Below are 12,703 nucleotides of genomic sequence, written 5' to 3' on the forward strand. Positions count from 1 at the left end.
CTCACGACTAAAAAACTAACTCCGGCACCGGATGTTGTAGAACCCGCACCACAAAAACCACTTTGATTGGCCGAAGCAATAGTAGTACCAGAAATAAAGCTACTAAAATTTTCATTAAAGGTAATGCTAGTAGCATCACCTGCGCCAGTCTCATTTGTCAGTAAATAAATTACGTCAACTTGTGATCCTGCATTACCAACTTTTATTGCACTATCTGAGAAGGATTGACTAAAACGTAATCCTGTAACTGTAACCGAAGATGCCCCCCCAGCTTTATTGACTTCATTGCCAGCTACACTCGCTGTAGTATTAGAGCTTGTGAAAGTGAAATTACTACCAACAGTCCCAGCGGGGAGCTGAATAGGCACAGAAAAATTACACGTTCCTCCCGGATTTAAGCTGCCTCCAGAAAAAGAAATTGTAGACGAGCCATTAACAACCGCTCCAGCCCCACAGACATCAGAGATAGGTATCCCAGTCGCGACTAAACCTGCTAATCCAGCATCCAAATCAAGTGTAAAAGCAATACTTGTGGCATCAGCAGATGCATTAGCATGGTGAGATAACTCAAAATCTATGACACTTGCAGCCCCTGGGAGCAGCACATCATCTTGAAACGAAAAGCGTAAGCTTGGAGCTGAATTAACAGAAATAACAGCATTTGCAGAAGGGCTCTGACTAGATATAGTCTGCCCGTCAATAGTTGCCTTTATTTGTTGAGCAATAAACGGATAAGTTCCAGAGTTGATATTTGCATTAAGGGTTAAGCCAACATCAAATGTACATGACTGGCCAGCAGCAAGTGTGATTGCAGATAGATTAACTTGATAGGCATCATTGAGAAATTGAGAACTACTTGCGCCAGTAGAATTACAAAAATTACTGCCGGGTAATGTTGAAATGGTGGCAACCGATGTCCCGCCAATAAGCGTACTGAAAGCGATTCCAGTCGCATCAAAAGCGTTATCAATATTAGTTAAAGTATACCTAAGTGTGATGGTATCTCCGGCAGTAATGCCTGATTCAAGTACATCAATGGAAAGCGTTGGGGCATTTGAAACATAAAATGCATTCGCTACGTCAGCATAGTTGCTAATTGACGATGAAATGTTGCTAACTACATTGTTATACAAACCAATTACTGAATTAGCAGGTATTTGGACAGGGATACTAAATGAGCAACTTGCTCCGCCAGACAAAGAACCATTAGTTAGCGTAACAACATCGGTCCCCGACAAAACAGAGCCACTGCCACACACATCATTTATAGGCAATCCGGTGGCAATTAACCCTGTTAATGCAGACTCTAAATTATCACTGAAAGTGATATTATTCGCATCATTATTACGGTCAAAATTAGTTAAAGAAACATTCAAGTTAGCAGTTTGTCCAGGGGTGACTGCCAGTGGGTCTAAAACAATGCTAACAAACTGTTTTTGCACATCTAAAAAAGTAGACGCTTTACCAATACGGTTACTTGTATTGGTATAAGTCATATCTGAAGTAATAATGTCGTAGTCACTAGCAATACTCGATAATAAATCGATAGACACATTACATGTAGAAGGTGAAATGTCAGAGCCTGGGGCTAAAAAGGCAAACTGTTCCAAAGGATAAGATTGAGAAGTTAACGTAATTGAGCTGGCACCGGCCGACTCAGTCAATAGCATGTAATCACCACAATCAGTTGAAAAGTTTGTTACTGGTGCAATAACCAACCCACTAGGCAAATCAATCTTGCCACTAAAACCATAAGTGTAAGAGTTTTGTGTATTGGCCAGTGCCAAGGTTAATCGAGTAAAGTTTCCAACAGAAATAGAATTTGGTGACAGCGATAAAGTCGTCGACACAGAAGTGTCACTTGCCGTCAGTGTTGTTGATGAATCAGTACCACCACCAATACTCGATGACAGGTCTGTGGTGGTAATGTTTAGCACACCCGCAGAGCTCGCGGTAACGTTAAATATTAACTTACAACTTTGCCCCTGACTTAACTGATATCCACTAGCAACAACATTATTACCGCCAGCCACAAGCGTGTAACTACCAATATCGCAGGAGATTGAATCGTTAGTTTGCTCAGCAACAACAACTCCAAGAGGTAAATTAACAGTAAAACCAATATCTGAGGCGGAATCTGATGAGGAATTATTGGTTAAAGTGTAGGTTAAAGTACTTGAATTACCGACAGAAACCGTCGAACTGCTCAAGTTACCGGTCAAAGAAAGGTCAATTGGTACTGCATTTACCGCAGAGCTGGCCATTAATATAAATAGGTAAGCAAGGCTAGAAAGGTTAAATAAACCTATTAGTGTTTTTTTTAGCATCGCAGTCATAGCGAATCCTTTCTCATTTTTCATTATTGGCTTTTCTTACCGCGAATCACGGTAACGGCGATTTACATTTAGTTAACAATAATAACAGTAAAAAGCAAAACTGGCCTAATTAATTGTTTCAGCTCAAACAAAACAATTAGAAAATAATCAACATCATAAAAAGCCGAGTGAAACAGACATCTAATCCTAGATTTTCAACACAAATAAAAATCATTAAAACATAAATGAAATCCCATTAGATAATCAAATAAGTGCTAAGTACGTGCTAATAGTTTGCTAAATGTTGCTTTTTGGTTAAAATAACCTCAGATAAAAATATAAAGGCTTAAAAAATGAAAACAGTACAAAAAACAATCAAAGCCACATTATGTATAGCAGCACTGTTTACCTCTTCCGTATGTCTTGCAAATAACATCGCAGTAAGCGGGTCAATACTAGACATCGACACAGGCAATAATTTTGACCAAGCGATGATTACGATTTCTGGTCCTAACGGATTCAATGAATCAGTGACACTGGAAAACAACAAAACTCAAGTTGACATTGAAGCACTCAATATTACTGACTCAGGTAGCTATACTTACCAAATTCAGTACACACAAAATGGAAAACTTGAATACATAACAGACCCTAAAACAGGTCGTAAAAACGCCAAACGAAATACAGGTAATATCCAAACAACATCAGGTCATTTTAATGTCAAAGACAATCAGTTTGTGATTGACGATGTATCAGAAGCAGCTCTTGAACTAAGTACTCAACAAATCCAAAACAGCAGGTATTAATAATGAAAACAACATATAAGCTTGCTTGGGCAATCATTCCACTTTCGGTATCAATTAATCTTTATGCCGACCAACAAATACAAGATGACTTAATTGTTGTAGGTAGTGCTTGCATAGGGCAAGACTGCGTCAATGGTGAGAATTTTAGCTTTGACACATTAAGGCTTAAAGAAAACAACTTACGCATTAAATTTCAAGATACCAGTAGCAGTGGCAGCTTTCCAACTAACGATTGGCAACTAACAGCTAATGATAGCGCTAATGGTGGCTTGAATAAGTTTTCAATAGATGATGTCGACTCAGGACGCACACCATTCACTATAATGGCAGGGGCAAAGAATAACTCATTGTTTGTTGCTTCTAGCGGGAGAATCGGGGTAGGTACATCGACACCAGTGGTCCCATTGCATGTTGTTGATGGCAATACTCCTGCTATGCGTCTAGAGCAAGATGGCAGCTCAGGTTTTAGCGCACAAACGTGGGACGTTGCTGGCAACGAAACAAACTTTTTTATTCGTGATGTCACCAATGGCTCTAAATTACCCTTTAAAATTAAACCTGGCGCCCCCTCAAATTCTGTATTTATTGATGTTGACGGAGACATAGGCTTAGGCACGGCAAGTCCTAGTGCAAAACTACATATTAATAGTTTAGATACTAACTCCCCATTAGTACCAACCATGCTTATTAGAAATACAGACGCTACCAGTCCAACTAGACTATCTTTAGAGCTAGAAGCTCAAAATACGTCAGCTATTTCATTTTTAAGGAAAACTAACGGAAAAAACTGGTGGGTACATAACTATCAAGACTCTATTAATTTCGATGAAAGAGAGAGTCAAGGTATTGAGTTTTCAGTAGATGCTAATGGTAATGGCTATTTCAAAGGTAATATTACAGCGGGGGGCACCATTAATGGTTCTTCCAGTCGGGAAACAAAAAACAACATAAACCTAATCAATGGCGATAACATCTTAAAATTAATTGCTAACCTTGATATCTATTCATGGTCATATATTCAAGATGCAGGCAAAATAATACATATAGGTCCAATGGCCGAAGAGTTTTTTGAAACCTTCAGTGTCGGAGTAGATAATAAACATATTTCACCCACCGACACATCAGGTATCTCATTGGCTGCAATTAAAGCATTAATGAATAAAGTTGAATCTCAAAATGAGAAAATTGAGAAATTAGAAAACTCGTTAATTAAGTTGCAGCAAGCAAAACCCTAACGTTAGAAGATTAATATATGCCCTCAAGCGCTAAGCAATGAGCGCTTTTTTATTGCGTAATCCCATAAACTAGTAACTCTGCAAGAGTTTAATCGGTAACTGGCTTTGTTTGAACTCAGTCAGTATTTGAGTCCAGTGGTCATGTTTTGCGACTGATTCATAGTGCCTCTTTTGCAAAGAAGCACTATGCCAAAGTCTGGTTTTTATTGGTATGTGGGGTTAATTGACCACTTACTTTGAATCAATGTGTCTATGGCTTCATAAAGCCAAACAAAAAAAGCACTCAGAAGATACCTATCTTCTGAGTGCTTCCTTTTTATTAAGTTTTTTATTCAGCGCTTTGTTTGTTAATGACTAAGCACGAACGGCTTTAGCTATATGTTCTGCTTGAGCTTGCGACATATCAAGATCTGTTGATTCAACCATTACGCGGATTAGCGGTTCAGTACCTGATTTGCGTAATAAAACACGACCTTTATCACCTAGAACAGCTTCAGCTTCAATCACTGCTTGTTTTACAGCAGCAGAGGCTAGGATCTCATTAGCATTGTTAGCGATTAAACGCACATTTAGCAGCACCTGCGGTAACTTTTTCATACCCGATACTATGTCAGCTAATGACTCGCCAGATTGTAATACCGCTTGTAATACTAATAGAGATGCCACAACAGCATCGCCAGTAGAGGCATGGTCAAGGTGTAAAATATGGCCAGAACCTTCGCCACCTATGCGCCATCCAGTGGCTTTTAATTGTTCAACCACATAACGGTCGCCCACTTTGGCGCGTTTAAACGGGATATCCATTTCTTTTAACGCAATCTCAAGACCAAGGTTAGACATTAATGTGCCAACCACACCGCCACTTAATGTGCCTTGCTGCTTGGCAGTTTTAGCCAGAATATATAAAATTTGGTCACCATCCACTACGTGGCCATTATGGTCAACAAACATTACACGGTCAGCGTCACCGTCCATCGCAATGCCTAAATCAGCTTCATGCACCATTACTGCAGTTTGTAAGCTGTCTAAATGGGTCGCACCGCAATGGTCGTTAATATTGGTACCATTAGGTTTGTCATTAATGCTAATCACTTCAGCACCTAACTCGCGGTATACATTGGGTGCAATATGATAAGCAGCGCCATTGGCACTATCGACGACAATTTTAAGGCCAGCTAAAGTTAAGTCTTTAGCAAAAACACCTTTACAAAACTCAATGTAACGACCCGCAGCATCAGTAATACGACGGACTTTACCTAACAATTCAGATGAAACACATTCCATCGCATTATGATTAAGGGCTTGATCTAACAATGCTTCAATTTCAAGCTCTTGCTCGTCATTAAGCTTAGTGCCAGAATTTGAGAAAAACTTAATACCATTATCATAAAAAGGATTATGTGACGCACTAATTACTACACCAGCATCGGCACGGAATGTAGAGGCTAAATAGGCCACAGCTGGAGTTGGCATAGGACCAATTAATGCTACGTTCACACCCGCAGCAGACAAACCTGCCTCAATAGCAGACTCCAACATATAACCGCTGCTTCGAGTATCTTTACCAATCAATACTTCTTGGGTACCGGTTGAGGCTAATACTTTGCCCGCAGCCCAACCTAACTTCATAGCAAAATCAGGCGTAATAGGAAATGTCCCCACCTTTCCACGGACACCATCGGTGCCAAAATACTTACGAGACATAAAAACTCCAATATAAAAAATTAAGTACCTAGGACGGACTAAGTCCTGGTAGGTTCTAGATTCTAGAAACTCGCAGGCTCGCCAGAGAGCGGACTGCGTCCTGTTAGGGACAGCTTTACAGCTAAGATTGTATAGCATCTAACCGCGAAGAGTCCTAGCCGCAGGCGCCCTATTATTACTAACATCTAGCAGCGAAGCGTCCTCGAAGACCGAAGGTCGTCCTAGCAGCGAAGCTAATCTAGGCTTTTAGCCAATTCCTAAAAGCAAAAAACCAACTACACAAGAGTTGGTTTAAAAGCACATCATAATTAAGTGTTACAGTTCGAACAGAATTTTTTCAACACTTTTTTTGAAATCTGCGCCTAACTTAGCATCGCGTAAGCCATATTCAACAAAAGCATTCATATAACCTAATTTATCACCGCAATCATGTGACTTGCCGGTCATGTTAAAGGCTTCAACGGTATCTTGTTCAATCAGCATATCAATGGCATCAGTTAACTGAATTTCATCACCTGCACCAGCTGGTGTTTTAGCCAGTAATCGCCAGATCTTTTCTGATAATACATAACGACCAACAACAGCTAGATTAGACGGGGCTTCACCAACAGCAGGTTTTTCGACCATCCTCTTGATTTTAGCTGAGTCACCCGGGGTTATATCAACACCATTACAATCGGCTATGCCGTATTTATTGACGTCACATTCAGGTACAGGAGCCACCATAATTTGGCTAGCAAATGTCGATTTGTAACGCGCTATCATCGCAGCTAAGTTTTCAGTTTTTTGATTAGCAGTATATTCATCTAACACAACATCAGGTAACACGACCGCAAATGGGTTATTACCAATACAAGGATAGGCACACAATACCGCATGACCTAACCCTTTGGCTTCGCCTTGACGCACATGCATGATGGTCACATCTTTAGGACAAATCGCTTGGACTTCTTCAAGAAGCTGACGTTTTACGCGTTTTTCTAAAGTTGATTCAAGCTCGTAAGATTTATCAAAGTGATTTTCAATGGCATTTTTACTGGCATGAGTAACTAGCACAATTTCTTTCACACCAGCAGCAACACACTCATTGACGATATATTGAATTAACGGTTTATCAACTAAAGGCAACATCTCTTTCGGAATGGCTTTGGTCGCCGGCAACATGCGGGTACCAAGACCTGCAACGGGAATAACTACTTTCATTTTAAATCCTTGTCAAAATGAGCCAAATATCAGGTTATCAGACTCAGGCAAAATATGAGTGAGTAAAAATAAATTAATTAACTAAGAAGTTTAGTTAATCAAAAAATCAAGATACAAGGTTAATGACTTTCTTAGCAGCCTCAGAGTTTTTAGCTTTTTGTTGATAAACCAAATCGCAAATACCATCTGTCGGCGCAAAACCTGTAGGCGCTTTAAGTAAAATATCACGAATGGCTTCATGGTTGAACTGATGACAAGCCAAATCTAAACGGTCTAAAATCACAGAATACTCAGCCCATGTTAAATACAACTCATTTGCTGTCATGATGCGCTCATGTTCAGTACCTGTGACATCATCGCCAATAAGTAATTCTTCGTATAATTTCTCGCCTGGGCGTAATCCACTAAACTCGATAGCGATATCGCCATCAGGATTTTTCTCACTTCGGACATCATAACCACTTAAGCGGATCATTTTTTTGGCTAAATCAACAATCTTTACCGACTTGCCCATATCCAGTACAAATACATCACCGCCCTTACCCATAGCACCAGCTTGAATAACTAACTGGGATGCTTCTGGTATCGTCATAAAAAAACGGGTAATTTCGGGGTGAGTAACCGTTACAGGGCCACCATTAGCAATTTGAGTTCTAAACAAAGGCACAACCGAGCCAGATGAACCGAGCACATTACCAAATCTAACCATACAAAAACGGGTTTTATTATTCTCTCGTGACAATGCCTGTAAAACGAGCTCTGCCATACGCTTAGTGGTGCCCATTACATTCGTTGGACGAACAGCTTTGTCTGTTGAAACCAACACAAATGTTTCAACCTTTGCAGCTATAGCTGCCCTAGCAGTATAAAGAGTGCCAAATACATTATTGCGAACACCTTCAACGACATTATGCTCGACTAAAGGCACATGTTTATAAGCAGCTGCATGGTAAACTGTTTGAACGCCGAACGACTCCATAACCGCTTGCACACGATTTTCACGCTGAACTGAACCCATCATAGGCAGAATTCTGACAGCTAAACCGAGCTCTTTAGCCGTTGCATTTAATTCACGATCGATGGCATACAAAGCAAACTCAGATAACTCAAAAAGGACTAACTTTTTAGGTGACTGTTTCAAGATCTGTCGACATAACTCCGAACCTATAGAGCCTCCGGCACCAGTGACCATAACCACTTTGTCTTTAATATTGGCAGACAAAAGGTCTTCGCGAGGATTAACTGCATCACGACCAAGTAAGTCATCAATTTCAACTTCCTTGATATCACTATAAAGTTTAGTACCGTTTACAAGATCAGACATTGCAGGAATAGTGAGTACCTGAACGGCTAAAGGTTCAAGACGAGTCAATATCGCCTGACGTTTAGCACGAGTGGCGCTTGGCATGGCAAGTAGCACTTTTGTGACTGATTTTTGCTTAATTAACTTACGAATAATGGAAGGAGAATGAACATGAACCCCTTGAATAACCGTACCATGCAATGACACGTCATCATCAACAAAAGCAAAAGGATGATATTCATGGCTTTGAACCAATGACGTTAATAATTGGCGACCACTCACGCCAGCACCATAAATGATCACAGGCTCACCAGTACGTTTCATTCCAGAACCGACAATAGAACGAACTATAGTTCGTGAACCACCAATAAAAACTAATGAAAATGCTGCGTAGATTAACGGAACTGTTCGAGGAATATTAGCTTCAGCATAAAAAGAGACCAACACTAATGTAATGGTTGATACCGTAACCCCAATGACAATGGCCACAAGCGCTTGTAAGCCCATGTAACGCAGCACTGCGCGGTAAAGACCTAATTTAGCAAATAACACTAAACTTATGGGCAGAACGATTGAAATGACCAACCAAAAGGTAGCATTGCTCAACACGCTGCTATCATCGAGTCGGACTAATAATGCAGCCCAAAAAGCACAAACTAAAAACAATGAATCAACAAAAAGACTTACCAACCGTTTCTGAGGACGAGGTAAAGAAAAAATACGTTGCAGAAAATCCATTTCGCGCTCCAAATTAATAACATTCATAATAATAAAAAAATCTTATCTACATAAAAGCTTGCATAACCAGTCAAAACATCGAGTTTAACACGAGTGTGCGTTATTGGTAAAAGTGATATGTTAGTGAAAAGGCAATATCAACACAATATTCAATAAGACATTGACTGATATAGACTTGATAATGATAAAGCAAGAAACCTGAGACAATTTACCTTGTAAACAAGATACATTTAGAAAAAATTGTCATCTTAGACTTGAAATCAATAAACAAGGCGGTAGGTCCGAAATAAATAGCAGTAGAAAGTCTACTTTACGGCATCACCTGAACCACTACCTGTCGCCGTCATCAAAATATACTTAAGGTAGTTTTTGATATTAAGCGTTTCAATCATCTGCTTATCGGTTTTTGCAAGGAGCTTTGGAGTAGACATATCAATGTTCTTTACTTGTGCTAGACCTGTTACACCAGGTAGTACATCGTAAACACCTAAAGCATCACGCTCTTTAATCAACTCTTCTTGATTAAACAAGTTAGGACGAGGACCAACAAGGCTCATTTCACCTTTAACTACGTTAATTAATTGTGGTAACTCATCAATCTTAGTTTTACGCAAAAATGCACCAAGCTTAGTGATTGATGCATTACTGGCTAGATGACTGGCTACAGATTTGGTTTCAACAGACATAGTCCGAAACTTTATTAGTTTAAATGGCTTTTGATTCTTACCGACACGAGTTTGAATGAAAACCGGTGAGCCGGTATCAAATATGCCAATAATTGTGACTATAATTAAAACTGGCCAAAGTAACAATAAACCCAAAAAGGCAGCTAAAAAATCAAGAATACGGATCATGTGAAATACTCTATTTAACTTGTTTAAGAAAGGCCATTGACTCTTTCATAGTATAAGGTGGGGTCCAATCTAGTATTTCTCTTAGGTTTGATGAGTCAACTTCAAGATTACTAACCAATTGTTCAACCATTGAAGATTTACCTAAAAGCTTACCAACTAAACTCATAAAGCCAATAGGGACTGGCAACTGAAAAACACTTTTACCGAATCCATTTGCTATATTACTTGTAAATGTTTTAATAGAAACTGTTTCGCCCTCTGATGCTAAAAAAATATGCCCGCCCGCATTAGGATGATTAGCACACACCAACAACAGATTGGCTAAGTTCTGAACAGAAATAAAACTACGTCGATTCTTAACCAAACCAAATGGTAATAGCGGAGACTTGATGATAAAGCGAGATAAGGCCCCAAAATTGCCTGGAGCATTTAAACCATAAACCAATGTTGGCCTAATGATGACAAGCTCCATTCCAGTTTCATTAGATATACGCTGTAAACCTAACTCAGCATCCAATTTTGATTTAGAATAATAATTACGTGGGTGCGGTTGTGAATTATGTGTAAAAGGCAAATCAAATGTCTGAGTGCCGTTAACTCCTATAGAGCTCACAAAAACGAACCTTTTAACTCCAGCGGTTGCAGCTTGCATCGCAAAATTCAAAGTTGAATCTACATTAACAGATTTATAATCTTCGTATGAGTTAGTTTTAGAATGTGCAATCCCAGCAAGATGTATAATTGAAGTAATATCATCGAATGCATTACTCCAATTCATTTCGGGGGCAAAATCGTGGATAATATAGTCATCAAAAGTTGATAATTTATTGACACTTCTAATAATACGTTTAAAAGCATTCTTATTAGAACAATATAAGTTTCTTCCGATGAAACCGGTTGAGCCACTTAATAAGATCCTACCCATTATTACGCCTTGAAAAACTGTACACTTTCGCCAATAAAAATTTAGGAAATAACCTTGGAATAGAACGAATTAAGAAAATTAGTATTGCTGAGAATATATTGGTTAGTTTGAGAGACAATTTAACCTTTGTTAAAAGCCATTCACTTTTAATATACTGGAAACCTGATCGTCTTCCGAGCATATCATTACCGACTCGAGCATAAACTAAACTTTCATTTATATTCTGCCCCTTATATCCTTTCGCTAATAATCTTAACCACAAATACCAGTCTTCCATCCAAGGTAAATGTTGATAACTACCAGAGTTAATAATATCTGATTTTTTATACATAACTGTCATATGATTAAAAGGGTTAGATTTAGAACACTTTTGATAAATAACATCACTTGTAATAGGGACTTTTCTTTGATTTATTACATTAAGCTTATTATCAACAAATTCATCTATGTACGAGCCGCATATACTGATATCTGAATTATTTACAAATAAACTTAATTGCTTTTTACATCTATCTTTATTACAGATATCATCTGTATCCATTCGAGCAACAAGCTCATACTTACACTCCTTCAACCCAATATTTAATGCTTTTCCAAGTCCTACATTTTGATGTATTTTCACTTCTCTTATTGAAACTTTTGATTTCCAACTTTCTACTACATTAATTAGTGAAGAAGGCAGTGGGCCATCAAACACAATAACAATTTCATCAGCTTGAACCGATTGAAGATATAAACTATTCAAACATTCCTCTAAGTATACTGGCGACTCTTTGTCATACAAAGACATTAAAACTGAAAATTCAGGAAAATTAATAGGTTTCATACGTTAACTTTCCCCAAAAGACCTTTAATCATAGAAATCATTGTAGTGAGCTTCTTATCAGTTTTGATTAAAACAAGAAAAGATAAAATCAAAATTCTGATGAAGTTATAATATCTAAATGAAAATGGAAAGTTACTATTAAAACAGCAATATATTCCGTTTCTAACAACAAAAAAATATCTCTCGGGTTTATGAATAGGAAATTCTATACCAAATAAACGCTCTCTCGAGTCCCCGAGCTCGTGTTGCATATTTACCGAATCAGAAAATAATATTCTATAATTTTTTTGTCTCATTCGTAAACACCACTCAACATCGACATATTCGATAAATAAATTAGAATTATTTAAATTTTCAATAAATATCGAGTTACATACAATACTACCCGAAGATATTAAAACATCTGTTTCATGAAAATGGTCATTAACAACTGGGTTTAAAATAGATTTCTTTCTTTTCAAACCTGAATAAGTATAGTATGAAAATACTTTTTTACTTCTTGAGTCAATAATACTGGGCCCTACAGCGACGACATCACTAGCTACAAATCCATCCAAAATTTTTGAAACAAAACCATCATTAACGGAGCTATCTTGATCGAAAAGTATAGAGTATTTACAACCTAACCTAGAGGACTCAATGACACCACAATTTTGAGCATAACCAATACCCTTATTCCCTTCCATATCAATAATCTTAAGATTCTTACATTCAATATCTAGATTAGATATACTAATCTGCAAACCATTATTAACAATAATTACATAATCGACTTGTTCATATATAGAACGGAT

10 protein-coding genes are annotated in these 12,703 nt (G+C 38.2%); 2 read left to right on the forward strand and 8 right to left on the reverse strand.

Features of this window, described 5'->3' with window-relative positions; translation table 11 throughout:
- Window positions 1-2,336, reverse strand: a 2,336-nt coding sequence (locus H5185_RS17945; protein ID WP_182742771.1) for a hypothetical protein, incomplete at its 3' end; no start/stop codon positions are given.
- A 332-nt stretch (window positions 2,337-2,668) separates the two neighbouring features.
- Here H5185_RS17945 and H5185_RS17950 point away from each other — a divergent pair.
- A complete protein-coding gene (locus H5185_RS17950; protein WP_182742772.1) occupies window positions 2,669-3,121 on the forward strand; it encodes a hypothetical protein in 453 nt (150 codons plus the stop codon).
- A 2-nt stretch (window positions 3,122-3,123) separates the two neighbouring features.
- Window positions 3,124-4,356 carry a tail fiber domain-containing protein gene (locus H5185_RS17955; RefSeq protein ID WP_182742773.1) on the forward strand — a complete coding sequence of 411 codons (1,233 nt, stop codon included), beginning with the start codon at window positions 3,124-3,126 and terminating at the stop codon, window positions 4,354-4,356.
- Between the two features lie 354 nt (window positions 4,357-4,710).
- Here H5185_RS17955 and glmM read toward each other — a convergent pair whose 3' ends face one another.
- The 7 genes from glmM to H5185_RS17990 all read right to left on the reverse strand — a co-directional run.
- The gene (gene glmM, locus H5185_RS17960; protein ID WP_182742774.1) at window positions 4,711-6,060 is read right to left on the reverse strand and encodes a phosphoglucosamine mutase; all 1,350 of its coding nucleotides are present in this window, start codon (window positions 6,058-6,060) and stop codon (window positions 4,711-4,713) included.
- 315 nt (window positions 6,061-6,375) lie between these two features.
- A complete protein-coding gene (gene galU / locus H5185_RS17965) occupies window positions 6,376-7,263 on the reverse strand; it encodes a UTP--glucose-1-phosphate uridylyltransferase GalU (RefSeq protein WP_182742775.1) in 888 nt (295 codons plus the stop codon).
- 106 nt (window positions 7,264-7,369) lie between these two features.
- Window positions 7,370-9,304: a nucleoside-diphosphate sugar epimerase/dehydratase gene (locus tag H5185_RS17970; RefSeq protein ID WP_182742776.1), complete on the reverse strand. Its 1,935-nt coding sequence runs from the start codon at window positions 9,302-9,304 to the stop codon at window positions 7,370-7,372.
- 305 nt (window positions 9,305-9,609) lie between these two features.
- Window positions 9,610-10,158, reverse strand: a complete 549-nt coding sequence (locus H5185_RS17975; RefSeq protein ID WP_182742777.1) for a sugar transferase — start codon at window positions 10,156-10,158, stop codon at window positions 9,610-9,612.
- A gap of 10 nt (window positions 10,159-10,168) precedes the next feature.
- On the reverse strand, window positions 10,169-11,083 hold the full coding sequence (locus H5185_RS17980) for an NAD-dependent epimerase/dehydratase family protein (RefSeq protein ID WP_182742778.1): 915 nt from the start codon (window positions 11,081-11,083) through the stop codon (window positions 10,169-10,171).
- Complete coding sequence (locus H5185_RS17985; RefSeq protein WP_182742779.1) at window positions 11,076-11,909, reverse strand: glycosyltransferase; 834 nt, start codon at window positions 11,907-11,909, stop codon at window positions 11,076-11,078. The genes H5185_RS17980 and H5185_RS17985 overlap by 8 nt, the downstream gene beginning before the upstream one ends.
- Window positions 11,906-12,703: glycosyltransferase (locus H5185_RS17990; RefSeq protein ID WP_182742780.1), on the reverse strand; the 798-nt coding region annotated here is incomplete at its 5' end. The genes H5185_RS17985 and H5185_RS17990, both read right to left, overlap by 4 nt.

The sequence above is a fragment of the Shewanella sp. SG44-6 genome, from assembly GCF_014164185.1.
Classification (GTDB): Bacteria; Pseudomonadota; Gammaproteobacteria; order Enterobacterales; family Shewanellaceae; genus Shewanella; species Shewanella vesiculosa.